The organism is Rhizomicrobium sp. (assembly GCA_037200985.1).
GTDB lineage: Bacteria > Pseudomonadota > Alphaproteobacteria > Micropepsales > Micropepsaceae > Rhizomicrobium.
The window spans coordinates 2,860,198-2,885,620 of sequence record JBBCGJ010000001.1 but is presented as its reverse complement, the minus strand read 5'-3'; the positions used below and the strand labels follow the sequence as shown (position 1 = coordinate 2,885,620).

The following is a 25,423-nucleotide window of genomic DNA, read 5'->3' as shown; positions in this document are numbered from 1 at the left end:
GCGTCAGCCCTTCTCGCCGAGAATGGAAACGGGGCCGAGCGGATAGACCCGGCCGGGCTGCGCGACCCAGTCCTTGAAGTCGGCGCGGGCACCGGGGAAGCCGATCATCTTCCAGCTCCCCATATGGCGGTTGCCGCCATACATCGGATCGGCGAAATAGCCTTCCTTCACATTCGCAAGAAGCTGGATGAAAAACTCATTGGCCTTGACGTTGGGCAGCCCGACTTCTCCCTTTTCCAGAAGGGCAAGCGCCTGGTCGCGCTGGTCGGGCGAGAGATCCGCGAAATCCGCTCCATGCGTCTGCCGGCACCAGCCGTTCACATCTGCGATCGCCACGCGATAAAGATCGCGTGGCGAATATTTGAGCTGGTAGCCCAGCGTGAAGTCGACCTCGGGATGAAAGGGTCCCTGGAGATACCAAAGGCCGCCATGGCCGTACTCGGTCTCCATCTGGCGATCGATGAATTCCGGCACATGCAGTTCGATCGCGCCGGGCCCGTCCTGGTCGGACGGGATCAGCCGGTCCGCGGCTGCGTTGATGAACTTCCATTCCGCGGGCGTGAAATAGGTCGGCTTGTATGCGGGCGCGGAGGATTGCGCTGCCGTTCCTAGGCCGGCGCCGAGCAACGCGCCCGCCGGGACGGCGCCCAGCGCACCCTTCAGAAAAAGCCGGCGCTGGCGGAATTTCTCGTCATCCGACATTTTTCGTCTCCAATCGGTTGACCAAGCGCGGTTCCGGTGCCGGAGGAGCCAGGCGAACGGCAGGCCCATGCGGGTGAACATCGTTGGTCGTCATGCCCACAAACGCTACGCCGCGCACGGCCGCGCGTGGAGCACCTGAGGGCGCGAATGTTTGTCGGAAATGTGCGCGCCTGGTACGCATCGCGCACGACCTGCTCACGAAGCGTTGTTGGCGCTGTCGCCGCCGGTCACGTCATAGGTCGCGCCGCTGACCATCGCCGCTTCGTCGGAGGCGAGAAACACGACCACCGGCGCGACGGATTCCGGCTCGATCCAGGGCACGCCCAGCGGCGTCCGCGCGACGAGCCGCTTCGCGGCATCCTGCTCCAGTTCGGCTGTGGTCTTCCGGGATGTGAGGTCGTCGACGGCTTGCGCATAGCGCTGCCTGTGCCGCGTCAGGGCGGTGTCGATGAGCCCGGGAATGACGGCGTTGACGGTGATGCGATGCTCGCCGAGCTCCAGCGCCGCCGATTTCATCAATCCGATGATTCCCCATTTGGACGCGCTGTAGGCGGCGCCGTATTTTGTGCCGTGCCGGCCCTGGGTGGAGGACGTGACGATGATGCGGCCGCCGCCATTGCGCACGAGATAGGGCGCCACGGCGCGGATCGCGTTGCAGGTGCCGGTGAGGTTCACGTCGATCGTGTCGTGCCAGTCCGCGTCCTCCCAATCCAATATCGGCTTGAACATCTGGATGCCGGCATTGGCGAACAGGATGTCGATCCTACCGAACGTGTCGAAGGCGGTCTGCGTCGCAGCGCGCAGCGCCGGAAGATCGCGCTGATCGAGGCGGGCCTGGCACCAGCGCCCGCCTGCCGCCACGACGCGGCGGCCGGTTTCCGCCAATTCGTCTTCCGTAGCCGGCGTTACTTCCAGCGTCGCGCTGACGGGCCCCGCGATGTCGATGCCCATGACGTCGGCGCCTTCGCGAGCAAAGGCGACCGCGGTCGTGCGGCCTATGCCGCGCGCGGCACCCGTGACGATCGCGGCCTTTCCGGACAGGCGTCCCGCCTGCCGCGCATCGTCGGTCATCGGCCAGCTCCCGAGTAAAAAGCATCGGGCGCATGATCGCGGCTCGCGCGACAAAACCTAGTGAGATCTTTGCGAAGATGGGGATTGTTTGTCGTGGCGTCCGCGGCGCGGGGCCACGCCGCGGCCGCCCTAGGCTTCGGCTGGTACCTTGCGTTTGGCCTCGCCGCGCTCGACGGTGTCGCTCGTCGGCCAGGCCGCGAGCGCGAGCGTCGCGACCATCTGCAGGTCTTCCGCCAGGGCGCCGGCCGAAGCCTGGACGCACATGCCGTTCGCGACCGTCACGAGATAGCGCGCGAGCGCCGCCGCGTCCGCGCTCGCGGGAAGATCGCCTTGGCGCTTCGCGTATTCGAAGCGCTCGCGCAGCGCCAATTCTTTCTCGGCGCGGTGGCGCGCCAGTTCATTGGGGATCCGCTGGTCCTCGCCGGCGAGGCCGCTTTGCAGCAAGAGGCATCCGGGCGGGTGATTGTCAGGATCGACCGCCCGGGCGGCGACGCCTTTGAGAAAAAGTTCCGCCGAGGCGCGCGAGGTCGGCGCGTCCAGCACTTCTTGCAGGAAACCTTTGCCTGCATCCTCGTAGCGGTCGAGCACGGCGCGGAACAGGCCTTCCTTGTTCTCGAAACAGGCGTAGAGACTGGGAGCGCTGATGCCCATCGCTTCGGTCAGGTCGCTGAGCGACGCGGCCTGGTAGCCTTTGCGCCAGAACACACCCATCGCGCGGTCAAGCGCATCCTCCACGCAAAAGCTGCGCGGGCGGCCGGTCTTCATTTTTTTGCCTCCCATGAGCATTTTTTTGTACCGCTCACTACATAAGTACCTTGAACGGGGACTTCCAGTCCATATCTGTATCGGGCGTTACAGAATTGGAGGGTCCTATGTCCCATATTGCCGATCTCGTCCGAAACGAGCAGTTCGCCGCCGCCTCCGTCTCGTCTAAGTCGCTGTCTTTCTTGAAGAAATACCCCGTCCTGGTCGGTCTGACAGTCGCCCTGCTGCTGGGCGCCGCGGCCATGGCGAGCGAAAACAGCCGGGCTCCGGCGGCAGCTCCGCCCCCGCCGGTCGTCACCGTGGCCGCGATCCAGCCGCAGAGCGTGCGGGTCTGGTCCGACTTTTCGGGCCGCATGACGGCGGTGAACGCCGCCGATATCCGGCCGGAAGTCAGCGGCCGCATCACCGAAATCCGCTTCACGGACGGGCAGCTGGTTCACAAGGGCGACATCCTGATGGTCATCGACCCGCGTCCCTATGAAGCCGCGGTGCAGAAGGCGCAGGCCGACCTCGCCAGTGCAAACAGCAATGCCCATCTGGCCACGGTGGAACTCCAGCGCGCCCAGCGCCTGATCGATGCAAACGCGGTCGCGCGGGACTTCTACGACCAGCGCAACAACGCGGCGGGCGTATCGTCCGCCACGATCAAGTCGGCACAAGCCGCCCTGGCGCAGGCGCAGCTCGACGTTGACCATGCCTTCGTAAAGGCGCCGATCGACGGCCGGGTCAGCCGCGCCGAGATCACCGTCGGCAATCTGGTGCAGGCGGGCGCGAACGCGCCGGTGCTGACCAGCATCGTCTCGAATGACGGCATCTATGCCGATTTCGAAGTGGACGAGCAGACCTATCTGCGCTCGATCCACAACCGCGCCGTGACGGCGGGGCAGGAGCAGCGCATTCCGGTGCAGCTCACGCTGCCGGGCGACGACCACGTCTACACCGGCAATATCGAGAGCTTCGACAACAAGATCGACGTCTCCACCGGCACGATCCGCGCCCGCGCCCGCTTCGCCAACACTGACGGCGCGCTGGTGCCCGGCATGTTCGTCACCGTCCGGATGGGCGATGCGGCGAACAGCAAGGTGCTGCTGGTGCCGGAGGACGCCGTCCAGAACGACCAGTCCAAGCGCTTCGTCTATGTCGTCGGAAATGACGGCAAGGCGATGTTCCGGGAAATCCGGCTGGGCCAGGCGGTCGACGGCCGCCGCATCGTCACCGCTGGACTTCGTGCCGGGGACCGCATCATCGTCGACGGGGTCCAGCGCGTGCAGCCGGGCGCCCTGGTCGATGCCCGTCGTCAGGTGGCGGTGCGCTGAGCGCGCCGTCTCCAACCGGGCTATAACCATATAATAAAATATAATAAAAAAAGGGGGGAAACGCCCGTGAACCTGTCCAAATTCTTCATCGACCGGCCGATCTTCGCCGGCGTGATCTCGGTCGTCATCTTCCTGGCGGGCCTGATCGCGCTGACCCAGCTGCCGATCTCGGAATATCCCGAGGTCGTGCCGCCCTCGGTGGTCGTGAAAGCGATGTTCCCCGGCGCCAATCCCAACACCATCGCCGACACGGTGGCGACGCCGCTGGAGGAGCAGATCAGCGGCGTCGAGGGCATGCTTTACATGTCGTCGCAGGCTGCATCGGACGGCACGCTGACGCTGACCGTGACCTTCAAGCTCGGCACCGATCCGAACCTCGCGCAGCAATTGGTCCAGAACCGCGTGAACCAGGCGCTGCCGCGCCTACCCGACGTCACGCGCAATCTGGGCGTCACCACGACCAAGTCCTCGCCCGACCTCACCATGCTGGTGCATCTGACGTCGCCGGACGGCCGCTATGACATGCTCTATCTGCGCAATTACGCGGTGCTGAACGTCAAGGACCGGCTGGCGAAGATCGAAGGCGTCGGCAGCGTGCAGCTCTTCGGCTCCGGCGACTACGCCATGCGCATCTGGCTCAATCCCGAGAAGATCGCCGAGCGCAATCTTACGGCGGGCGACGTCGTCAGTGCCATCCGCCAGCAGAACGTCCAGGTCGCCGCCGGCGTGATCAACGGCCCGCCCTACGGTGCCAATGGCCGCCTGCAGCTTCCGATCAATGTGCAGGGTCGCCTCTCCGACCCGGAGCAGTTCAAGAACATCGTCATCAAGCGCGACGCCGCCGGCGTGATCACGCGGCTCGGCGATGTGGCCCGGATCGAGATCGACGCCTCGGAATACGGCCTGCGCTCGCTGCTCGACAACAAGCAGGCGGTGGCAGTGCCGATCTTCCAGGCGCCGGGCTCCAACGCCATCGCGATCTCGCAGCAGGTGCGCGCCACAATGGAGGAACTGAAGAAGAGCTTCCCGCAAGGGCTCGATTATTCGATCGTCTATGACCCGACCGTCTTCGTCCGCGATTCCATCGCGGCGGTGATCCACACCCTGCTCGAAGCGGTGGCGCTGGTCGTGCTGGTGGTGATCCTGTTCCTGCAGACCTGGCGCGCCTCCATCATTCCGCTGCTCGCCGTGCCGGTCTCCATCGTCGGCACCTTCGCCTTCCTGTTCGCCTTCGGCTTCTCGATCAATGCGCTGTCGCTGTTCGGCCTGGTGCTCGCCATCGGCATCGTGGTCGACGACGCGATCGTCGTGGTCGAGAACGTCGAGCGCAACATCGAAGCGGGCCTGAGCCCCCGCGTCGCGACGCTGAAGGCGATGTCGGAAGTAACCGGCCCCATCGTCGCCATCGCGCTGGTGCTGTGCGCGGTGTTCATTCCCATCGCCTTCATCAGCGGGCTGACCGGCGAGTTCTATCGCCAGTTCGCGCTCACCATCGCGTTCTCGACCGTCATCTCGGCGTTCAACTCGCTGACCCTGTCGCCGGCGCTCGCCGCGACGCTTCTCAAGGCGCACGATGCGCCGAAGGACGGGCTGTCGCGCGGCATGGACCGCGTGTTCGGCGGCTTCTTCCGCCGCTTCAACAACCTGTTCCACTCTGGCTCGGAGCGCTACGGCAGCGGCGTCACCGGGCTTCTGGCCCGCAAGTCGCGGGCGCTCATCGTCTACGCTGTTCTCATCGGCCTCACCTATGTCGGTTTCCAGGCGGTGCCGCCGGGGTTCGTGCCGGTGCAGGACAAGCAATATCTCGTCAGCTTCGCGCAATTGCCGGAAGGCGCTACGCTCGACCGGACGGAGGCCGTGATCCGCAAGATGTCGGCTATCGCGCTCGCGGAGCCGGGCGTTGCAAATGCCGTCTCGTTCCCCGGACTTTCGATCAACGGGTTCATCAACAGCCCGTCGGCCGGCATCGTGTTCGTGACGCTGAAGCCGTTCGACCAGCGCACCTCGTCCGATCTCTCCGGCATGGCGATCGCGCAGAAGCTGCAGCAGAAATACGCCGGTATCCAGAACGCGATGATCGCGATCTTCCCGCCGCCGCCCGTCCAGGGGTTGGGCACCATCGGCGGCTTCAAGCTGATGGTCGAGGACCGCACCGATCTGGGCGACGCGGTGCTGTCGAAGACGATGCAGGACATCGAGGCCAAGGCACATGCCGATCCGGCGCTCGTCGGCGTGTTCTCCAATTTCAACATCGGTGTGCCGCAGCTCTATGCCGACCTCGACCGCACCAAGGCGCAGCAACTGGGCGTCAACGTGCAGGACGTGTTCGACGCGATGCAGACCTATCTTGGCTCGATCTATGTCGACGATTTCAACCGCTTCGGCCGCACCTATCAGGTGATCGCGCAGGCCGACACGCCGTTCCGCTCCCGGGCGGACGATATCCTGCGCCTCAAGGTGCGCAACATCGAAGGCCAGATGGTGCCGCTCGGTTCGGTGATCAGCGTCAACGAGACGACGGGGCCGGACAGCGCGCTCAAATACAACGGCTTCCGCTCCGCCGATCTCAACGGCGCCGCGGCGCCTGGGTTTTCCTCCGGTCAGGCGCAGGCCGCGATCACCAAGATATTGAACCAGACCCTGCCCAAGGGTATGGCTTTTGAGTGGACCGATCTCACCTATCAGCAGATCCTGGCCGGCAGCACCACGTTGCTCATCTTCCCGCTCTGCGTGCTGCTCGTCTTCCTGGTGCTGTCGGCGCAATATGAGAGCCTGTTCCTGCCGCTCGCCATCATCCTGATCGTGCCCTTGTGCCTGTTCTCGGCCATCGCGGGCGTGTGGATCACAGGCGGCGACAACAACATCTTCACCCAGATCGGGCTGTTCGTGCTGGTCGGGCTGGCTTGTAAGAATGCTATCTTGATCGTGGAATTCGCGCGCGATCTCGAGATTCGGGGTACGGCGACCGTCGCCGCAGCCATCGAGGCCGCTCGCCTGCGCCTGCGCCCGATCCTGATGACGAGCTTCGCCTTCATCATGGGCGTCATTCCGCTGGTGCTGTCGTCGGGCGCCGGCGCCGAGATGCGCCACGCGATGGGTGTAGCGGTGTTCTTCGGCATGCTCGGCGTTACGTTCTTCGGCCTGTTCCTGACGCCGGTGTTCTACGTCCTGCTCAGGACGCTGGAGAAGCGCGTCACGGGCACGGAGCTGGTGCACCACCACATCTAATCGCATCGGCCGGGCGGTCGCGAGCGGCTCTTCGGCGACGTCGAACGCGGCGCTAGATCTCTATGATTCCGCGCTTGGCGGACACCGTGACGGCCTGCGTGCGATCCGACACGCCGAGCTTGGCAAAGATGTTCTTCATATGGGCCTTCACCGTGTCTTCGGAAATCGACAAGCGTCTCGCGATCTCCTTGTTGGCCTGGCCGGCCGCGACAAGGCGCAGGATCGCAATTTCACGCTCGCTGAGCGCGTCGTCAGCCGCATGCAGGGCGATTTCGTTGGCGATCTGAGACGGCACATATCGGCGTCCGGCATGAACGGCGCGTATGGTGTCGAGCAGCTCCTTGCGCAACGCGCTCTTCAGCAGGTAGCCGACGGCGCCGGCCTTCAAGGCGCGGAGCGCCTGCACGTCCCCCGAATAGGTCGTCAGCACGATCATCCTGGCGCCGGGGAACTCGCCGCGGATTGCCGCGATCGCATCGAGACCGCCGACGCCCGGCATCTGCAGGTCCATCAGCGTCACATCGGGCTTGAGGTCGCGATACGCCTCGATCGCCTCGGCGCCGTTCGCCGCCTCCCCGACCAGGATCATATCGGGTTGCGGCTGCACGATGGACGCGATGCCCTCGCGCAGCATCGCGTGGTCGTCCACCGAAAGGATGCGGATCGGCTTGCTGGTTTTGTCCGGGTTCATCTGTCAGCCCTCGACGGTCGCAAGGCGGCGCCAGAAATGCCAAGGCCCCCAATTGTCTGTGTAGGCGGCGGCGGCCGGAATGGTCAGCTCGATCTCGGTGCCGGCGCCCGGTCCGCTCGAAAGGACGAATTCCGCACGGATACTCTGTGCACGCTCCCGCATTCCGGTCAGGCCGTAGTGTCCCTCGCGGCCGCCGCGGCTCAATGTATCCGGGTCGATGCCCTTGCCGTCATCGCGAACATGCACGCTTAGTTCGCGTCTTTTGTATGCAATGCAGATTTCGAGGTTTTTCGCCTGGGCGTGACGGATGACATTGAACACGGCCTCGCGCACGATCCGGGAAATCTCATCCTGTACGACGGCATGCACGGGGCGCGGCGCGCCTTCGGAGATCATGCGGATGGCGATGGACGAATCCGGCATCAGATTGTCGATCGCCGTCGCGACCACGAGCGACAGGTCATCATGCCCCGCGGAGCTGCGCAAGTCGCGGACGCGGTCGCGGCCCTCGATGATGACGGTATCGGCGCGGTCCAGCACGTCGTTCATCAATTGCCGCGTCGGTTCTCCTGCCGGCATGCGGTCCGCGACCGACTGGAAGCGGAGGACGAGCCCCTGGAAGCCCTGGAGCAGCGTGTCGTGCAACTCGCGCGCGATTCGTTCGCGCTCACTGAGACGTTCCTCCAGGCGATCGCGTATGCGCGCGGACACCTGTCTCACCCTGAGGGAATACAGCAGCCAGAGGACGGCCACTGCCGCGAGGAGGCAGAGCAACAAGAACCATCGGGACTGGAGGAAGGTCGGCGGGATGGTGAATCTGAGGGTCGCGCCGGTGGTATTCCACACGCCGTCATTGTTCGCGGCAATGACCTGAAAGCGATAATCGCCCGGCCCGAGCTTGGTATAGAAGGCCTGCCGGCGGTCGCCGGGGTCGACCCATCCATTGTCCACGCCGTCCAGCCGGTAGCGGAAACGGACGCGCTCTGGGACCGAGAGACTGAGCGCGTCGTAGTCGATGCGGAGGTTCGAGACCCCCATGGGCAGCGTCAGAGCCGCGGAAAACGGATATTCGTTGCCGTTCGCGGTCAGGGACCGGATCGAGACGGGCGGCGGCAGCGGATTCCGCACAAGGTGCTCCGGGTCGACCCAGGCGACGCCGTGATTGGTGATGAACCACAGCCGGCCATTGGCTCCCTCGAGCGCGGTTTGCTGGTAGGAATCCTGCTGCGCCAGTCCGGGAAGGCCGTCGCGGAAATCCAGGAGCTGATAGTGCAGGGGATAGCCCGGACGATCGAAGGCCCTCTCCATATCCTTCGTGGAAAATCGGACGAGTCCGGCGATGGTGTTGAGCCAGGTCTCGCCGCGCTCCGTCTGGACGATGCCGGCGACGCGATTGAGCACGGGAAACCGCGCCGACCGCAGGGTTTGAAAACGGTGTCCATCGAAGCGCGCAATGCCCTGATCGCCCGCGAACAGGACGTCGCGGGCCCGCGGATAAATCGTTTCGATGTCGCCGATCCGGGGACCGTCCTTCTCCGAAAACGATCTTATGTTGGCTCCGTCGACGAGAATGAGCGGCCGACGGAAGTAGTGGAGCCACATCCGTCCCTGATTGTCGGCCTTGTGTATCCGCGGCCCTGCGCCGGACAGCGCCGGGCCGACGACAAATCGCCGCCACTTGTTGCCGTCAAGGCGGTATATCCCCCTGTCCCAAGCGGAGACCCATGGTACGCCGTTGCGGTCTATCTCCCATGTATCCGCATTGAACGTGCGGAAGGCTGCCGGCAGCTCTATTTTCGTAATTCCGCTTCGCGCCAATTTCTCCAGGCTTCCTCTCATGCCCAGCAAGACCGAACCGTCCTTGACGCCGTGGAGGAAATCGATACGCGACGGCGAATGATAGATGATCTCCGCCGGCTTCCCCGATCGAATGCGATACAGCGTCCGGTCTTCCGCGATATAGACCGTTCCGGCCTCGTCCACGGCCGCCCGATAGCCGAGCGGCGCGGTCACCGGAATTCCTGCCGCGGTAACGACATTGGCGGGGCGGAATCGATCGAGCCCAAGATTGGTGCCGACCCAGATGTTTCCTTCCTTGTCCTCCAGAAACGACCTATCTATGTCGGACGTCAGTCCGTCCTTGGAACTGAACAGGTCCACAATGTGCCGATTGTCGAATCGACCGACAGCGGCCGCCTGCTCTTGGGGCGAAGATCGGAAAATCCCCCCGCGCGACAGCCTGCCCCACAGGTTGCCCTCATGATCGAACAGGATGAACTTCGAAGCCTGCGGCAGGATCGGTCCCGTGAGGGCTTTTCCTCCGTCGTTCCGGCCGTCGCGTGACGGCGGCTCCAGCGGCGCGAACAGGGAGGCGTTGTTTGCCGAGATCCACAGTCGGCCGTCCGCAGCCTGTCGCAGCCCATTGACGGCCGTAGTTCCGATCCAGGCGACCGATGCAGTACCCCTCTCCTCCTCGAAGTCCTTCGATCCGCGACGCAGATAGAGCAGCCTGGAGCCTTTTGTGGCCCCGGAAAACGGACCGGTCATCGTCCACAACGTTCCGTCGCGCGCAACCGACACGGTCCATACCGATCCGGGCGGAAGCGACCAGTCCGCTCCGACGGTCTGCCAGCGACCGTTGACGAAGCGCGCCAATCCGGCGTTCGTTGCCACCCAAAGCACATTGTCCGCATCCAGCGCAAAATCGTTCGGCGATTGTGACAATGGGCCGTCGAAAAAATTCTTCAGCCGGCCGTTCCTGAGAAGGGACACGCCGCCGTTTTGATATCCGATCCAGATATCCCCGGTGGGCGTGGCGAGCAGGTTCGTCACGTCCGTCGACGGAAACGCGTCGCCCGCGGTCGGCTTGACGCGCTCGAAGCGGATGCCGTCGAAACGGAACAGTCCGGCGCCGGTGCCGAGCCACAGATAGCCGTCGGGCGATTGGGCGAGCGCCCAGACATCGGGCGGCGCGCCGTCGGCGAGCGTCCAGGCTGTGTGGACATATCCCCTGATGGTGCGGTTTGCGTCGGCCGCCGCGGCACGCGGCGAGATCAAGATCACGCCGAGCGCGACGGCGATGGAGCAGGCCATGATCCGGGCCGGCGCGCGCAGATTTCGCATTGACCCCCTAACCTATACTCCGCGGCAGGTTCGCATGCTTTGCCATCGGGTCGTCACCCGAAAGAGTGATTGCATCGTAGCTCCGATGCGCGATGGAGGCCACCGCCAGCATTCGCTAATCCTCATGCGTGAAAAGCAACTCTTCGGTCTTTCCAGCGAATGCCGCCGGCGTAGGGTTGCTGGTTCTGCGCCTGTCGAATGCGCTGCTGCTGCTTGCCGGGTCGGCGTATCTCGATACGTTTCCGGCGTGGACGCGGCTTGGATTTGCAGCCCTCGCATTTACCTTAGGCATTGGATTTTGCACGAAGATCGCCGCGGCGTTTTGCGCGGCCGTTATGGCCACGGTCGCAGTGGATATCGGTGGCCGGCTTGGATTCGTGGTCGGCTTCCACGCGGCGACCGCGGCGGCGCTCGCGATGCTCGGCGGCGGAGCCTATTCGGTCGATGGGCGCCTGTTCGGTCGGCGGATCATCCGGCTCGAACGGTAACGCCGGCCACCCGATGGGGTGAGAGGCGTGTCACACCGGCAGGGATTTGTTTAATGGCGCCACTCCGCAACATGGCGTGCGAAACATTTCATGGAGCGCGCTTTGAATCGGTACGGCAATTGCCTCGCGGAAATTCCCGTTCGTGATAGCGGCGGGCTCGCACCCTGGCAGGAGAGGCGCGCCAAGACGCTGATGGTCGCGGATTTGGCCCGCACCGTGACGCTCGCGGAGCTCGCGCTGGCCTGCGGTCTGTCGCGGGGCCATTTCAGCCTGGCTTTCCGGCAAAGCGTGGGCTGCCCTCCCCATCGGTGGCTGCTGCTGCAAAGGCTGGAGCGGGCAATGCACCTGATGGTTGCCTCCGACAAATCCCTGTGTGAGATCGCGATCGAAACCGGTTTTTCGGATCAGAGCCATCTCACCCGCGCGTTTTCCCAATATGTCGAGACGAGCCCCGCCGCCTGGCGGCGGACTCAGCGGTGCGATTCGGGCATTGCGCACCGGTGCGCGCCGCCACGGGCGCGAACGCACAATTCCGACAGCCTTGCGGCGTTCGAAAGAAGCGCTTCGGCTTAGCAGACGCAGCAGACGCGGCTGACGAATGCACACGGCAACAGTCTCACGCGCAGATAGGATTCGCGTGGTAGTTGCGGGCCCATCATCACAACCCCGTCCGGATAAACGCGGCGAGGGACTCCGCGAAGCCCTCTAATGTAGACACAACCTACAGCCAAAACTTAATCATCGTTTAATGAATCGGGCTAATATTCCCTTCGAATCAATGCCGATACTCGCGCATGACTCAAATATCGAGCGGGGCTGGGGATTTTGCGGCCGCAGGGCAGCAGGATTTCGGTGCTCTCTTCGCCCAAACGCCGGGGCTTTATCTTGTTCTCGACCCGGCTCTCACGATTCGTGCCGTGAACGACGCCTATTGCCGTGCCACGAAGACCCGGCGCGAGGACATCGTCGGTCGAAACATTTTTGAAGTCTTCCCGGACAATCCGGACGATCCGGCCGCGGACGGCGTCGCCAAGCTGCGCAACTCGCTTCTGCGTGTTCTGGATCTGCGCCGGCCGGACATGATGAGCATCCAGAAATACGACATCCGCAAACCCGATTCCGAAGGTGGCGGATTCGAGGAGCGCTACTGGAATCCGATCAACACGCCCGTCCTGGACGCCGATGGCGGTGTCCGGTCGATCCTGCATTGCGTCGAGGACGTCACCGAACTGGTTCGTATGCGCAAATCGGAGGCGACCCATGTCGAGTTGGCGCGCGAGCAGCAGCTCGTCATCGATCGCCTGCGCGACGCCAATGCCGAACTCGCTGACCAGATGGAGCAGATCAAGGCGCTGCGCCGCTACACCTATTTCTTCGCGCTGCTTGTCGAGAATTCGATCGATCCGATCATCACCTTTCTCATGGATGGCGAGGTCAAGTCCTGGAACAAGGCCGCGCAGGACATGTTCGGCTACGACAAGGACGAAGTCGTCAATCATCATGTCGACGTGATTCTGCCGCCCGAGTTGAAGAGCGAGCAGGATGCGCTGTGGGCGCGGCTGCGCGCCGGAGAGAAGATCCACGATTTCGAGACGTTGCGCCGCGCCAAGGACGGCACGGATGTCAGCGTGGCACTGACGCTCTCGCCGATCCGCGACGAGCGTCACGAAATCATCGGCGCTTCGCAGATCGTGCGCGACATCACCGAGCAGAAAAGCACGCAGAAGAAGCTGCTCGGACTCCAGGAAGAGCTGATTCATCTGTCGCGCTGGAACACGATGGGCATGCTGGCCTCCACCATAGCCCACGAACTCAGCCAGCCGCTCACTGCCGCCATGAACTATATCCGCGCGGCACATCGCACGCTTGGCGCGCTCGATCAGCCCGAGGCTCTGCGTGCGCGGGACTTCCTCGACAAGGCCGCGAACGAGACCAAGCTGGCCGGCGGGATCATGCGCACGTTGCGCGAGTTCATCGAAAAGCGGAAGACGAACCGCGCGATCGACGATTTGAACAAAATCGTGGAAGAGACCGTCGTGCTCGGTGCCGCGGGAAGCGCCGACGTCAAGGCGATGCTGCGGACGCAATTGCGTGGCGATCTGCCCGCGATCTTCGTGGACAAGATCCAGATTCAGCAGGTGATCCTCAACCTGGTGCGCAACGCCGTCGACGCGATGTCCAACAGCGAGCGACGCGAGCTGATCGTCGCGACCGGAATGGACGAGCCCGGCCATGTTTGCGTGACCGTGTCGGATACCGGACCCGGCATCGCGCCCGACGTGATGGCCAAGCTGTTCCAGCCCTTCGTCACGACGAAGGAGAACGGCATGGGCGTCGGTCTGACGATCTGCCAGTCGATCGTCGAAGCCCATGACGGTAAGATTTGGGGCGAAACCAATGACGGCGGCGGTGCGACTTTCCGCTTCCGCCTGCCCATCGCCGATCCGATCGAGAAGCAGAATGCAGCCTGAACCGACTGTTTTCGTCGTCGACGATCATGATCGCGTGCGCGGCTCGATCCGCGCGCTGCTGGAGTCCGCCGGTCTGAAGGTCGAGGATTTTCCGTCCGCCCTGGAATTTCTGGACCGAGCCCGGCCTCAGCCGAGCGACTGCGTCGTCGCCGATGTACGCATGCCCCAGATGAGCGGTCTCGAATTGCAGGAGGAGCTCTCCCGGCGCGGAATCCGCGTCGCTGTGATTATCGTGACCGGCCATGCCGACGTGCCGCTTGCCGTCAAGGCGCTGAAGGCCGGGGCCGCCGACCTCATCGAGAAGCCGTTCGACGACGAAGCCCTGCTCGGCGCCGTATCGCGCGCGCTGGAAAACGGGCGACAGGCCCAGGAGCAGGCGACGTCGGCCAGGGAAGCCGAGGCGCTGATCGCACTTCTGACCGAGCGTGAGCAGGAGATATTTCATCAGCTCGCGACCGGCCGCTCCAACAAGCTCGTGGCGCATGCCCTGGGCATCTCGCCCCGCACGGTGGAGGTCCACCGCTCGCGCATCCAGGACAAGATGCGGATCGCCAGTCTGGCGGACCTCGTGCGCATCGCTCGCGCCGCCGAAAGCGCCCAGCCGGCCCTCCGTAAGTAGAAACTACGCATATTCCCGTATTGTTGCCGCAGCTAACGTGACGGCCGTTCGGTGCGTATCGGAGGCGTATTTTCGTGTTCAAGCCGGGTGTCCGCACCACATGGCTCGTCGACGACAACAAGTCGGTGCGCGATTCGACCGGGGCGTTCCTGGAAGCGATGGGATTGGCCGTGCGGACTTACGAGTCCGCTTTGGAATTCCTGGAAACATTCCAGCCTGACCAGTCCGGCTGCATCGTCGCGGACTATGACATGCCGGGAATGACCGGCCTGGAATTGCTCGAGACGCTGCGTCGCCGCGGCAGCCGGCTTCCGGTCATCATCATCACGGGACGGGGCGATGCCACCCTGGAGCAGCGCGTGCTGGCGGCTGGCGGCGTTCGCATGCTCCACAAGCCGATCGACGGTTTGGAGCTCGCCGATCTCATCGAAAAAGCGATGCAGCAGGCCGTCTAAACGGTCATACGCACTTTCTGCGTACGCAAACGATCCGAATATTTTATTGCGCCGGTCGCGATCATGATCAGGACGAAACTGATCGAGAGCATCGGCCATGTCGAACAACGAAATCTGGGTAGTGGTCGCAACCGACGCCAACGGCGCCAGAATCCTCGCCAACGCGGATGGAACGTCCCGCGTTCTTCAAACCCTCGCAATGCCGCCCCGTTCGGCGGCGGCCAGGGGCGCCAAGATCGTCAATCTGCTTCATGCGCGCCGTCCGGGCGCCACGCTGGCGCGGCAGATCATGTCGCACCTGATCGAAGGCGCGATCCACGGTTGCTACGAAGGTCTCGTGATTGTCGCATCGCCCGACATGACGCGCGAACTGCGCCTGGCGATGGACCGCCGCGTCTATGATCTGGTGCTCGGCGAGATCGTCGAAAACGCGCCGATCCCGGCGCAAGCCTCGCTGCGGAGCGCGTGATGTTCGCACGGGCCACCCTCGCGCTCGCCGTCATCGCGGTGCTGCTGCCGCACGAGCCCGATCTCGGCTTCGGCCACCCCGGCGCCGTCCCCGGCCTGGACCAGAGCGGTGCCGTGCAAGCTTGCCGCGCGCTGGGCGGTAGCGAATCCGACTGTCGGTCCACGATGGCGCAGGCGGCCGTCGGTTCGGGTGCCGGCGACCTGCAGTCGCTGGTGTTCGACAAGTTGCGCACCGTCAAGGCCGATCTGGAATCCAGTCGCAGGTCTTCGGTCCTCGCAAGCAAATCTATGGGCGACGGTCCGGCGGTCCCGCCTTCGTCTTCGCGCTGAAAGGGCGCCGCCATGCAGAACTCGGCCGAAAACGTCTGTGTCGTCGATGGGGTGTTCGATGCCGCCGCGCTCATGGGCAAGGCGGCCTATTGGTTCGATCTCGGTCCCGTTCTGCATCGCTGCGGCCGCGGCCGCCCGGCCCGTCTGAGGCTCATGTGCGAACAGCATGTGATGCGCCTCGTGCCGGACGAATTCGTCCTGTTCCAGCCCGCCGGTTTCTTCCTGGTGGTGCGCAGTTGCGCCGCCGAATCGGCGCTGTCGGTCGCGCAGACGGTCAATAGGGCGTTGCTCAAGCTGTTTTTCGGAACCGATGCGGCCGAAAAGATCGCGCCCCTGTTCCGCGTGGCGGAGGTGGCGGAGATCGGGCGCGGCGCGGACGCCGACGCGCCGGCGGCGCCGGCACCCAAGCTCGCCACGGACACCGGCGCCTCGGCCGATGTCGATCCTCTTGCGCGCCTCGCCGGCGGCCACCCCGCATGTGACGGCACGAGCTTGGGCTTTCTTCCGGTTTACGATCTGCGGCGCGGCACGGCGTCGACCTTCCTTTGCACGCCGATGAGCGTCGCGCCGGTCGGGCAACGCGACGGCATCGATCCGCGCGCCCGGCTTTCTCTCGACGAGGCGATGCTGAAGCAGTGCCTGCTTCTCACGCGCGAGATATCCGGCCGGCGCCTGACGGCCGCCGCGGCAGCGCCTGTCGGCTTCGAAACGCTGGCATCGTCGCGCGGTCGCCGCCTCTATCAGCTCGCGCTGCGCAGCGCCGATGCCGCCGACAATCCGTTCCTGGTCGTCAAGATCGAGGATGTCCCGCCTGGCACGCCGGCGGCCCGTCTCGCCGAGATCGTCGCCGCGGTGCGCGGCCATGCGCGGCGGGTCTTCGTCCAGCTTCCCGACGCCGACGCGCGGCTGAGGGAGGGCGGGCGCCTCGGGGCCACCGGGCTGTTCGCGAAGTTCCCCGACGAGGCCGCGCCGGCCGCGATGGCGGCTCTCTCCCAGTCTCTTATTCGGGCGGCGCAGGCGCAGCATGCTTGCGCCTATGCCCAGAACGTTCACAGCGCATTGGCGCTTGGCATTGTTCGCCGTGCGGGCATTCGGCTGGCGTCCGGCCGGGTTCTCGACGGCGGCCTGGTCCACGCGACCGCCGCGGACGTCGTCCTCTCACTCGAAAAGGCGTCTTCGCGGGCGGCTTGACGCGCCGCGCACATACGGCCTCGCGCTGGCGGCGACGGTTTGGCTATAATGGCCTCCCGCATTCATTTTGAGTCGTGAGATGCCGACAGACCGGCTGAAAATCCTGGCCGAACTCGAGCGCAAGGTTCTGTGGCTCGCGAGCTGGACGGTACACAACGCGAACCATCTTCGCGACAACGCCGACGGGATGAAGGTCGGCGGGCATCAGGCCTCCAGCGCATCGCTGGCGACGATCATGACGGCGCTCTATTTCGCGATCCTCAAGCCGGAAGACCGCGTGGCGGTGAAGCCGCACGCCAGCCCGGTCTTTCACGCCATCCAATATCTTCTCGGCAAGCAGACCCGCGAGAAGCTGGAGAACTTCCGCGGCTTCGGCGGAGCGCAGTCCTATCCGTCGCGCACCAAGGACGGCGACGATGTCGATTTCTCGACCGGTTCGGTGGGCCTCGGAGTCGCGATTACCGCCTTCGCGAGCATGGTCCAGGACTATGTGCACGAACATGGCTGGTCCCAGGAGCGCCCCAAGGGCCGCATGATCGCGCTGGTCGGCGACGCCGAGCTCGACGAAGGCAATATCTACGAAGCGCTGCTCGAAGGCTGGAAGTTCGGATTGCGCAACACCTGGTGGGTGATCGATTACAACCGCCAGAGCCTGGATGCCGTGGTGCACGAAGACCTGCACACGCGCTTCGAGCAGCTGTTCCAGGCCATGGGATGGGAGCTCAAGGTCCTCAAATACGGAAGGCTGCAGCAGGCCGCGTTTGCGGAGTCCGGCGGCGACGCTCTGAAGCGTTGGATCGATGGTGCTCCCAACGAGCTCTACGCAGCGCTAACCTTTCAGGGCGGCGGCGCGTGGCGCCGGCGCCTGCTCGACGATCTGGGCGACCAGGGCGATGTCTCGCGACTCATTGAAAGGCGCAACGACGAAGAACTGGCGGCCCTGATGTCCAATCTCGGCGGTCACGATCTGCCGAGCATCCTCGAGGCTTTCGAGAGCGTCGATCACGACCGGCCCGTCTGCTTTCTCTGTTACACGGTGAAAGGCTTCGGACTGCCGCTCGCCGGCCATAAGGACAACCACGCCGGCCTCATGAACGAAGCCCAGATCGCGAAGTTGCGCGCCGCGATGGCCATCGGCGACGGCCGCGAATGGGAGCCTTTCGAGGGCCTCTCGCTGCCGCCTGACGAATTGGCGCGATTCCTCGGCGACGTTCCCTTTGCGCAAGGCGGCGAGCGCCGGCTGTCGGCGCCGCGCATCGCGGTGCCGGATGAGCTCGTTCTGCCGCCGCAGCGCGTGACCTCGACGCAAGCGGCCTTCGGCAATGTCCTCAACGAGATCGCGCGCAGCCAGTCCGATCTGGCGGCGCATATCGTGACGACCTCGCCGGACGTGACCGTCTCGACCAATCTGGGCGCCTGGGTCAACCGGCGCGGCCTGTTCGCGCGGGACGCGAAGAGCGATCTGTTCCGCGAGCACAAGATACCGTCGGCGCAGCGCTGGGAAATGGCATCGACCGGCCAGCACATGGAACTGGGCATTGCGGAGATGAACCTGTTTCTTCTGCTGGGCGCGATGGGGCTTTCGAACAGCCTGTTCGGCGCGCGCCTGCTGCCGGTCGGAACGCTCTACGATCCCTTCATCGCCCGTGGTCTCGATGCCTTGAACTACGCCTGCTACCAGGACGCGCGTTTCATCCTTGTGGCGACGCCGAGCGGCGTGGCGCTGGCGCCGGAAGGTGGCGCGCATCAATCGATCGGAACGCCGCTGATCGGCATGGCGCAGCCCGGCCTCACCTCCTACGAGCCGGCCTATGCCGACGAACTCGCGGTCATCTTGCGCTGGGCCTTCGAGCACATTCAGAGCGATGGCGCGGCGCCGAACGAGGAGCAGGGCGGCTCGGTCTATCTTCGTCTATCCACCCGTGCACTCGAACAGCCGTTGCGGAGCATGTCGTCCGATCTGAAGCGCGACATCGTTGCCGGTGGATATTGGCTGTCGGAACCGGTCGGAAGCCCGGGCGTGATCCTCGCCTATCAGGGCGCGGTGTCGCCGGAGGTCGTCGCGGCGGCGGGGCTCATGGCAGAGGATCGTTCCGGTGTCGGCGTTCTCGCCATCACTTCGGCCGACCGGCTTTATTCGGAGTGGCGCCGCGGGCGCAAGCATCGCCAAGCGGGCCGCCTGGCGCAACCGTCCCATATCGAGCGCCTGCTGGCGCATGTTCCGCGCGACGCGGCGATCGTGACGATCATCGACGGTCATCCCGCCACGCTATCCTGGCTGGGCGGCGTCCATGGCCATCGCGTCGAGAGCCTCGGCGTCGATGCTTTCGGCCAGACCGGGACGGTCGCCGATCTCTATCGCCATTTCGGTTTCGACGCAGAGCGCATCATGCGCGCGGTCGAAGCCGCTTCGTCCGGCCGCCCCATCCGCTTCCGCGCCGGTTGAACCCTCAGATCCCACACGGACATCAAGGGCGCGGCCTCGTCTTGTCGTCGTCCGTCGCGCCGCCCGGAATTTTGCGATGAAGTCGCAGCTCGGCACCGCCGCAAAGCGCCTGGGCGCGACGTCGATGGTGCCGGGCATTCACGCGCGCTCCCCGGCCGACGCCGCGCCGCGGCGGGTGAACGACCTGTGCGGTCTTTTGTGGGACCGGACGTCGAAATACCGCAACCATGATCCGTCTCTCTTGGCGCGGATTGCTTAACCGTGACAGCGGAGAAGGGCATCGAATGGCATGTTGATACCCGTCAGCATACGCAGAATCACCCAGCCGGACCTGTGAATCGATCCGCGAGTCGCTCTGCCTACGGACAAGTCCCGACTTTTCCCCTAGCGAATCTCCGTACGCGGATTTCCCAGCTATTGATTCGATCCGATCTTAACGATGCTCTTACCACACCGCGGATGTCGCGGTGCTCAAGTGGAGCACACAGCAATGACACTCAACGTCGCTCAGAAAGACGCGACTTTCAGAAACGCGGTTCCGTTTCCTTTCATGGAAGCGCCGGCCGCGCGCGCCCCGGAAAGCCTGCAGGAGCATTTGAGCGTGCTGCGCGAATATGGCAGCAACTTGCGCTTCGCGCGCAATGAAACGGTCTTCCAAGAAGGCGACCGCGCACAGAACATCTATCGCATCGTCAGCGGCACGATCCGGCTGTGCCGCCACACGCCGGATGGCCGCCGCCATATCGCAGAGTTCGTCCTGCCGGGCGATCTGTTCGGCGTCTTCGGCGGCGTGGACCAGGCCTTCACGGCGGAAGCGGTGACTGACGTCACGGTCGTCGCCTATCCGCGTACGCAGTTCGATCGGATCTCCGAACGCGAGCCGCGCTTTCGCGCCAATATCCTGCGCCATCTGTCGACCACGCTCATGACCGCGCAACTCCACACCTTCGTCCTCGGCTGCCAGAGCGCCAAGGAGCGGCTGGCCTCCTTCTTCCTGCGCTTTGCCGAGCGCACCGGCGCGATGGACACCGGTCGCCTCGAACTCACGATGGGGCGCCAGGACATCGCCGACCATCTCGGCCTGACGATCGAAACGATCTGCCGGGCGGTGACGGCGCTCAAGAACGAGAAGCTCATTGCCGTGCCGACCACCCATCAGATCGTTCTCAGGAATGTCGAGGCCCTCTGCGAACTGGCAGACGGCGGCGCGACGGCCTGAACCTCACAGCCACAATCCGACATCACCGGTAAGCGACACGGGACGCCCGATCATGCACGCCGTATTCGACATGCTGTTCACAGCCTATCTTCGTCTGATCGATTGGACGTCGGCGCTCGCCGATCTGATGGCCGGACTGGGGCACCGTGCGACACAGCCCGGCGAGCTTGCCATGGCGTCCATCGTGATCGCGTCGCTGCTGATCGGCCTGTTCGGATGCGTCTGGGCGTTCGTCGAACGCGCGCGCACCGCGACGACGCGCTACGTCATGGGCGGAAACCTCGCGCGGGCCCAATCGGAAATCCGCTTCCGCGAGGCCATGATCCAGGCCTCGCCCGAAGCGATCGTGATCATGGGCTCCGACCTGGCTTCACCGCTCAGCTATCGCGGCGGCAGTGCCCTGCTGCAGGCCTGCCTGTCGGGCGCAGACTCGGCGCACCTTGCCGCGAAGCTCGAAGCGCTGCTGCAGGGCGGCACGCCCTTCGCGGTGACGGTGCGCACGGCGCGCCATCCCGGCATTTCGGTGAAGGGCTGCGTCATCGGCAGCCGGGCCGCATTGTTCCTGCGCGTGGCGGAAGGCGTCACCGAGCTCGAACGCGACCTGAAATCCGTCATCGAGGCCTTGCCCGTCCCGGTCTGGATCCGCAACCGCAAGCTCGCCCTGACCTGGGCAAATCGCGCTTTCGTGACCGCCACGGGTTCCGGCACGCTGGAAAATGCGCTGAAGACCGACCCGCGCCTCGTCCGCGCGGAGCGCGATCTCACCGGCGCCGTTCTGGAAGGCAACGACGTCCTCAATGAGCGGCGCTACACCGTGATCGAGGGCCGCCGGCGCGCACTCTCGGTCGACCTGTTCCGCCTGCCCAGCGCCTGCGTCGCCGGCGTCGCGCTCGACGTGACCGACTCAGCCCACGCCGAGGCGCAGCTCAAGCTCGCCGCCGACGCCTATGCCGACATGCTGGACCGGGTCGATACGGCCATCGCCGTTTTCGGCACCGACCGCCGGCTGGCCGTCTCCAACAAGCGGTTCGCCCGGATGTGGGACCTGTCCGAAGCGTGGCTCGAATCCCATCCGTCGTTGGACGACATCTTCGATCGCCTGCGCGAGACTCGTCGCCTGCCGGAACAGCGCGACTTCCAGGCGTGGAAACGCGAACATATGCGCCTGTTCGATGCCGACGACGGCGAGATCGACCAGACCTGGCACATCGCCGGCGGCAGCAGCGTGCGCGTGATGGCCTATCCCTATCTGCTCGGCGGCGTGTACTACGTGTTCGAGGACATCAGCGAGTCGCTGCGCCTCAACACCTCCCTTCACATGCTGAGCCAGACACAGCGCGCGATGCTGGACACGATAGACGATGGCATGGCCGTGTTCGGCCCGGACGGCCGGCTGAAGATGCACAATTCGGCGTTCGCCGACCTTTGGCAATTCGAAGAAGGTGAGTTGTCGGCGGAACCGCATTTGAGCCGGATCGCGGCCACCAGCATTTCCAGGATCGGACGCGACAATATCTGGAGCATGGTGTCCGCCGGCGTCACCGCGGGCGAACCTTCGCGCTACGGCGATTGGGGCCGGCTCGTTCGCGCGGACGGACGGATATTGTCCGTCTCCCTCACACGGCTGCCGCTCGGCGCGACGCTCGTGGTCTTCGAGGATTTGACGGACATCGAACGCTTCGATGCGGTGCTCCGCGAAAATCCCTCTGCGGCTTCGGTGGCATGACTGTCGCGCTGAAGGATGTTTATTCGCCGTCGTTCGAACTGTGTCGAGCGGCGTCCCGCGCATCGAGTTCGGCGGCCGCGGCCAGAAGCTTCGCGGCGACAGGACCGTTCGGCACGGCGCTGGCATAGACGCGCAGGTCGCGCGCAATGTCGCCTATCGGTTTCGCGGTAGATGACGAGATCGAGTCTTGGTGCACATCGCGCTCCATTGCTGCGTCAGACCGTCAAGACTGGCCGACCGTCAGGCGTAGCGGGAGCTCGGTAATTCCTGTAAGGAGTCTTACCTAGGCTTGAAGTTTCGAAGCCGCGCTATTTAACGATAGATGCAACTTTGATTTGCCGGTCAGTGAATTAATTGTTATTATTAATTGTATTGCGCGCAAAGTGTGCAAGTCTCGGAAGGTGGAAGGACGGTTCGAGTTTAGTCAACAGAATGTATTGCGTCGCACAATAGAAATGCCCCGATGCCTCATGATGATGATGCGCTATTCAAAGCGCTGATGGATACCGCCGTCGATGGCATCGTCGTCATCGACACGCGGGGCATTGTCCAAGTCTGCAGCGAAGCCTGCGGGAGACTTTTCGGCTACCGTCCAGACGAGGTTGCGGGGCGGAACGTCAGAATGCTCATGCCGGAACCGTATCATGGCGAGCACGACGCATACATTTCCAGCTATCTGCGGACCGGCGAAAAACGAATTATCGGCAGCGGTCGTGAGGTCGTCGGGCGCCGGAAAGACGGCTCGACTTTCCCGATGTATCTCTCGGTCGGGGAAGGCGAGGTCGGCGGGAATCGCATCTTCGTCGGCGTCATCCACGACCTGACGCCCCTGAAAGCCGAAGTAGCCAGGCGCATGGACCTCGACAGCCTGTTGGCCCAGATCGTCCAGTCGTCCGACGACGCGATTCTCAGCAAGACGCTGGCCGGCACGATTACGAGCTGGAACGCCTCCGCCGAGCGGATCTTCGGATATGCGGCCGGCGAGGTGATCGGGGCCAACATAGCGATGCTGATCCCGCAGGACCGCCTTGCGGAAGAGCAGGATATCATCGACCAGATCCGAGCCGGACGGGACGTCGAGCACTTCGAGACGGTTCGCCGCCACAAGAACGGCAGCGACATCCATGTCTCCATCACGATCTCGCCCTTGCGCGACGGGGCCGGCGATATCGTCGGCGCGTCCAAGATCGTCCGCGACGTCAGCGAAAAGAAGCGGTCGGAGCTTCGCATGCAGACGCTCCAGTCGGAGATCGCCCATATAAATCGGCTCAGTTCGATGGGGCAGATGTCGTCGGCGATCGCCCACGAACTCAACCAGCCGCTGACGGCCATTGCCAACTATGTGAAAGCGGCGCGGCGGACTCTCGATCGGGCCGAGCCCGCAAGCGTCGATCGTGCCAAGGACGCCATGGACAAGGCGGGCGCCCAGATACTGCGAGCCGGCGCCATCATCCGGAACCTGCGCGACTTCATCGAGAAGCGGGACAGCAACCGATCGCCCGAAGACCTCAACAACGTCGTGGAGGAGGCAATCGCGCTAGGCTTGGTGGGGACGGCCCACGTGAATGTACGGTTGTGTCTTCAATTGGAACCGAAGCTCCCCCCGGTGCTGATCGATAAAGTGCAAATTCAGCAGGTTTTGATAAATCTCATCCGCAACGGCCTCGAAGCCATGCAGGTTGTCGACATACGCGAACTCACCATCGAGACCGCGATCGACAACAAGGACTTCGCACGGGTTACGGTCCATGATAGCGGGCCGGGCCTGTCGGAGGCCGTACTGAAGCGCCTGTTTCAGCCATTCGTCACCACCAAGGAAAAGGGAATGGGAATCGGATTGACGATTTGCCAATCGATTTTGGAAGCGCACGGGGGAAACATCGTGGCCCTGCCTGACCATCGGCCAGGCGCCACGTTCCGTTTCCGTGTCCCGTTTGTCGGACAGAGGGAAGCAGCATGACGACCGATACGTTGATTTTCGTGGTCGATGACGATCACGACGTTCGCGATTCGATACGGATACTCCTGGAATCGGCGAACTACGCGGTGAAGGATTTCGGCTCCGCCCGGGACTTCCTGGCGGACAAGGCAAGCGCGGGACATTGTTTGATCGCCGATATCCGCATGCCGGAGATGGACGGACTTGAACTCCAGGAAGAGGTCGTCAAGCGCAAGCTCGGCCTTCCGGTGGTGATCATCACCGGTCATGGCGACGTGCCGCTGGCGGTTCGCGCGATGAAGGCGGGCGCGGTGGACTTCATCGAGAAGCCGTTCGACGACGAGATGTTGCTGGGCAGCATCCGCCGCGCGCTCGAGATCGGCAGCAAGACGCGCAGCCGGGCCGCCGAGGCCGCGGCCGCGGAAAGGCTGCTCGCGCTTCTGACGCCGCGCGAGCGCAACGTCCTCGATCAACTCGTCGTCGGACGCTCCAACAAGGTGGCCGCCTACGAACTCGGCATCTCCCCGCGAACCATCGAAATCCACCGCGCCCACATCATGGACAAGATGAATGCCCGGAGCCTGTCGGATCTCGTGCGAATCTCGCTGGCGGCCGGTCGTTCGCCGGAGGGCGGTGCCTAGGGGTTATTGCGTATGGAACCCGAAATGGCAGGTCAATTAACATCTTAGTTCGCCATCGCGCAGGTGCCGAATTGAGTTCCCCAAGCAACCGCCTGGTCTTCGTCGTGGACGACGACGAGGCCGTGCGCGAATCGATCCTCGTCCTGCTCGACGCCGAAGGCATCGCGGCCCAGGCCTTTGCCTCCGCGCGCGATTTTCTTGCCGGGGTTGATCTGGGGCGCGCCGGCTGCCTGATCCTGGATGTGCACATGCCCGAGACGAGCGGCATCGAGCTGCTCGACGAGTTGCGCCGCCGGGGCGTCGCCACACCGGTCGTGGTCATGTCCGGACGGAGCGATCACACAATGGTGCAAGCGGCCCAGCGCCTGGGCGCGACGATGCTCGCCAAGCCGCCGGACGACGAAGTCCTTATCAACCTGATCGAAACCGCACTCGCCGCGCCTATGTAAAGTTTCGTAGGCATTCTCTCCGAATGGCGCGCGGCAAGGTCGAGCGCCATACTCTCCAGGCTTCCGCGATCTCCCTCCGGCGAGA

The 25,423-nt window shown here is 64.2% G+C and carries 23 protein-coding genes; 17 read left to right on the top strand and 6 right to left on the bottom strand.

Features of this window, described 5'->3' with window-relative positions; genetic code table 11:
- Positions 1–3 precede the first annotated feature (3 nt).
- From WDN01_14080 to WDN01_14070, 3 genes are all read right to left on the bottom strand, one after another.
- The gene (locus tag WDN01_14080; GenBank protein MEJ0027153.1) at positions 4–702 is read right to left on the bottom strand and encodes a gluconate 2-dehydrogenase subunit 3 family protein; all 699 of its coding nucleotides are present in this window, start codon (positions 700–702) and stop codon (positions 4–6) included.
- A 195-nt stretch (positions 703–897) separates the two neighbouring features.
- On the bottom strand, positions 898–1,773 hold the full coding sequence (locus WDN01_14075; protein ID MEJ0027152.1) for an SDR family NAD(P)-dependent oxidoreductase: 876 nt from the start codon (positions 1,771–1,773) through the stop codon (positions 898–900).
- A 129-nt stretch (positions 1,774–1,902) separates the two neighbouring features.
- Positions 1,903–2,538, bottom strand: a complete 636-nt coding sequence (locus tag WDN01_14070) for a TetR/AcrR family transcriptional regulator (protein ID MEJ0027151.1) — start codon at positions 2,536–2,538, stop codon at positions 1,903–1,905.
- Between the two features lie 107 nt (positions 2,539–2,645).
- Between WDN01_14070 and WDN01_14065 the strand changes: the two genes are divergently transcribed.
- Positions 2,646–3,854 (top strand): efflux RND transporter periplasmic adaptor subunit, encoded by a 1,209-nt coding sequence (locus WDN01_14065; protein MEJ0027150.1) that lies wholly within the window; start codon positions 2,646–2,648, stop codon positions 3,852–3,854.
- 66 nt (positions 3,855–3,920) lie between these two features.
- Positions 3,921–7,082: a multidrug efflux RND transporter permease subunit gene (locus WDN01_14060; protein ID MEJ0027149.1), complete on the top strand. Its 3,162-nt coding sequence runs from the start codon at positions 3,921–3,923 to the stop codon at positions 7,080–7,082.
- A gap of 52 nt (positions 7,083–7,134) precedes the next feature.
- On the opposite strand, the gene WDN01_14055 is transcribed toward WDN01_14060, so the two are convergent.
- Positions 7,135–7,773, bottom strand: a complete 639-nt coding sequence (locus tag WDN01_14055) for a response regulator transcription factor (protein MEJ0027148.1) — start codon at positions 7,771–7,773, stop codon at positions 7,135–7,137.
- Positions 7,774–7,776: 3 nt separating this feature from the next.
- Positions 7,777–10,896 carry a two-component regulator propeller domain-containing protein gene (locus WDN01_14050; GenBank protein ID MEJ0027147.1) on the bottom strand — a complete coding sequence of 1,040 codons (3,120 nt, stop codon included), beginning with the start codon at positions 10,894–10,896 and terminating at the stop codon, positions 7,777–7,779.
- 128 nt (positions 10,897–11,024) lie between these two features.
- On the opposite strand from WDN01_14050, the gene WDN01_14045 reads away from it, so the two are divergent.
- The 12 genes from WDN01_14045 to WDN01_13990 all read left to right on the top strand — a co-directional run bounded on the left by WDN01_14045 (position 11,025) and on the right by WDN01_13990 (position 22,309).
- A complete protein-coding gene (locus tag WDN01_14045) occupies positions 11,025–11,384 on the top strand; it encodes a hypothetical protein (GenBank protein MEJ0027146.1) in 360 nt (119 codons plus the stop codon).
- Positions 11,385–11,474: 90 nt separating this feature from the next.
- Positions 11,475–11,957: an AraC family transcriptional regulator gene (locus WDN01_14040; GenBank protein ID MEJ0027145.1), complete on the top strand. Its 483-nt coding sequence runs from the start codon at positions 11,475–11,477 to the stop codon at positions 11,955–11,957.
- Between the two features lie 221 nt (positions 11,958–12,178).
- The gene (locus WDN01_14035; protein ID MEJ0027144.1) at positions 12,179–13,855 is read left to right on the top strand and encodes a PAS domain S-box protein; all 1,677 of its coding nucleotides are present in this window, start codon (positions 12,179–12,181) and stop codon (positions 13,853–13,855) included.
- A complete protein-coding gene (locus WDN01_14030; GenBank protein ID MEJ0027143.1) occupies positions 13,845–14,474 on the top strand; it encodes a response regulator in 630 nt (209 codons plus the stop codon). The genes WDN01_14035 and WDN01_14030 overlap by 11 nt, the downstream gene beginning before the upstream one ends.
- A gap of 74 nt (positions 14,475–14,548) precedes the next feature.
- Entirely contained in the window at positions 14,549–14,929 is a 381-nt protein-coding gene (locus WDN01_14025) for a response regulator (GenBank protein ID MEJ0027142.1), read from the top strand.
- Between the two features lie 97 nt (positions 14,930–15,026).
- Positions 15,027–15,398, top strand: a complete 372-nt coding sequence (locus WDN01_14020) for a host attachment protein (GenBank protein MEJ0027141.1) — start codon at positions 15,027–15,029, stop codon at positions 15,396–15,398.
- Complete coding sequence (locus WDN01_14015) at positions 15,398–15,727, top strand: hypothetical protein (GenBank protein ID MEJ0027140.1); 330 nt, start codon at positions 15,398–15,400, stop codon at positions 15,725–15,727. The genes WDN01_14020 and WDN01_14015 overlap by 1 nt, the downstream gene beginning before the upstream one ends.
- Positions 15,728–15,739: 12 nt before the next feature.
- Positions 15,740–16,918, top strand: a complete 1,179-nt coding sequence (locus WDN01_14010) for a hypothetical protein (GenBank protein ID MEJ0027139.1) — start codon at positions 15,740–15,742, stop codon at positions 16,916–16,918.
- Between the two features lie 79 nt (positions 16,919–16,997).
- Entirely contained in the window at positions 16,998–19,364 is a 2,367-nt protein-coding gene (locus tag WDN01_14005; GenBank protein MEJ0027138.1) for a hypothetical protein, read from the top strand.
- 76 nt (positions 19,365–19,440) lie between these two features.
- On the top strand, positions 19,441–19,623 hold the full coding sequence (locus tag WDN01_14000; GenBank protein MEJ0027137.1) for a hypothetical protein: 183 nt from the start codon (positions 19,441–19,443) through the stop codon (positions 19,621–19,623).
- A gap of 291 nt (positions 19,624–19,914) precedes the next feature.
- Positions 19,915–20,583, top strand: coding sequence for a cyclic nucleotide-binding domain-containing protein (locus WDN01_13995; protein MEJ0027136.1), 669 nt, complete (start codon positions 19,915–19,917; stop codon positions 20,581–20,583).
- A gap of 52 nt (positions 20,584–20,635) precedes the next feature.
- Positions 20,636–22,309 (top strand): PAS-domain containing protein, encoded by a 1,674-nt coding sequence (locus WDN01_13990; GenBank protein ID MEJ0027135.1) that lies wholly within the window; start codon positions 20,636–20,638, stop codon positions 22,307–22,309.
- A 19-nt stretch (positions 22,310–22,328) separates the two neighbouring features.
- On the opposite strand, the gene WDN01_13985 is transcribed toward WDN01_13990, so the two are convergent.
- Entirely contained in the window at positions 22,329–22,517 is a 189-nt protein-coding gene (locus tag WDN01_13985) for a hypothetical protein (protein ID MEJ0027134.1), read from the bottom strand.
- A gap of 255 nt (positions 22,518–22,772) precedes the next feature.
- On the opposite strand from WDN01_13985, the gene WDN01_13980 reads away from it, so the two are divergent.
- The 3 genes from WDN01_13980 (at position 22,773) to WDN01_13970 (ending at position 25,338) form a co-directional block, all read left to right on the top strand.
- On the top strand, positions 22,773–24,269 hold the full coding sequence (locus WDN01_13980) for a PAS domain S-box protein (GenBank protein ID MEJ0027133.1): 1,497 nt from the start codon (positions 22,773–22,775) through the stop codon (positions 24,267–24,269).
- The gene (gene fixJ / locus WDN01_13975) at positions 24,266–24,889 is read left to right on the top strand and encodes a response regulator FixJ (GenBank protein MEJ0027132.1); all 624 of its coding nucleotides are present in this window, start codon (positions 24,266–24,268) and stop codon (positions 24,887–24,889) included. Before WDN01_13980 ends, fixJ begins: the two co-directional genes overlap by 4 nt.
- Before the next feature lie 104 nt (positions 24,890–24,993).
- Positions 24,994–25,338: a response regulator gene (locus WDN01_13970; protein MEJ0027131.1), complete on the top strand. Its 345-nt coding sequence runs from the start codon at positions 24,994–24,996 to the stop codon at positions 25,336–25,338.
- The last annotated feature ends 85 nt before the right edge of the window (positions 25,339–25,423 follow it).

Coding starts and splice junctions, on each gene's coding strand:
- WDN01_14080 (MEJ0027153.1), bottom strand. CDS start 702: ATGTCGGATGACGAGAAATTCCGCCAGCGCCGGCTTTTTCTGAAGGGT.
- WDN01_14075 (MEJ0027152.1), bottom strand. CDS start 1,773: ATGACCGACGATGCGCGGCAGGCGGGACGCCTGTCCGGAAAGGCCGCG.
- WDN01_14070 (MEJ0027151.1), bottom strand. CDS start 2,538: ATGAAGACCGGCCGCCCGCGCAGCTTTTGCGTGGAGGATGCGCTTGAC.
- WDN01_14065 (MEJ0027150.1), top strand. CDS start 2,646: ATGTCCCATATTGCCGATCTCGTCCGAAACGAGCAGTTCGCCGCCGCC.
- WDN01_14055 (MEJ0027148.1), bottom strand. CDS start 7,773: ATGAACCCGGACAAAACCAGCAAGCCGATCCGCATCCTTTCGGTGGAC.
- WDN01_14050 (MEJ0027147.1), bottom strand. CDS start 10,896: ATGCGAAATCTGCGCGCGCCGGCCCGGATCATGGCCTGCTCCATCGCC.
- WDN01_14040 (MEJ0027145.1), top strand. CDS start 11,475: ATGGAGCGCGCTTTGAATCGGTACGGCAATTGCCTCGCGGAAATTCCC.
- WDN01_14035 (MEJ0027144.1), top strand. CDS start 12,179: ATGACTCAAATATCGAGCGGGGCTGGGGATTTTGCGGCCGCAGGGCAG.
- WDN01_14030 (MEJ0027143.1), top strand. CDS start 13,845: ATGCAGCCTGAACCGACTGTTTTCGTCGTCGACGATCATGATCGCGTG.
- WDN01_14020 (MEJ0027141.1), top strand. CDS start 15,027: ATGTCGAACAACGAAATCTGGGTAGTGGTCGCAACCGACGCCAACGGC.
- WDN01_14015 (MEJ0027140.1), top strand. CDS start 15,398: ATGTTCGCACGGGCCACCCTCGCGCTCGCCGTCATCGCGGTGCTGCTG.
- WDN01_14010 (MEJ0027139.1), top strand. CDS start 15,740: ATGCAGAACTCGGCCGAAAACGTCTGTGTCGTCGATGGGGTGTTCGAT.
- WDN01_14005 (MEJ0027138.1), top strand. CDS start 16,998: ATGCCGACAGACCGGCTGAAAATCCTGGCCGAACTCGAGCGCAAGGTT.
- WDN01_14000 (MEJ0027137.1), top strand. CDS start 19,441: ATGAAGTCGCAGCTCGGCACCGCCGCAAAGCGCCTGGGCGCGACGTCG.
- WDN01_13995 (MEJ0027136.1), top strand. CDS start 19,915: ATGGAAGCGCCGGCCGCGCGCGCCCCGGAAAGCCTGCAGGAGCATTTG.
- WDN01_13990 (MEJ0027135.1), top strand. CDS start 20,636: ATGCACGCCGTATTCGACATGCTGTTCACAGCCTATCTTCGTCTGATC.
- WDN01_13985 (MEJ0027134.1), bottom strand. CDS start 22,517: ATGGAGCGCGATGTGCACCAAGACTCGATCTCGTCATCTACCGCGAAA.
- WDN01_13980 (MEJ0027133.1), top strand. CDS start 22,773: ATGCCTCATGATGATGATGCGCTATTCAAAGCGCTGATGGATACCGCC.
- fixJ (MEJ0027132.1), top strand. CDS start 24,266: ATGACGACCGATACGTTGATTTTCGTGGTCGATGACGATCACGACGTT.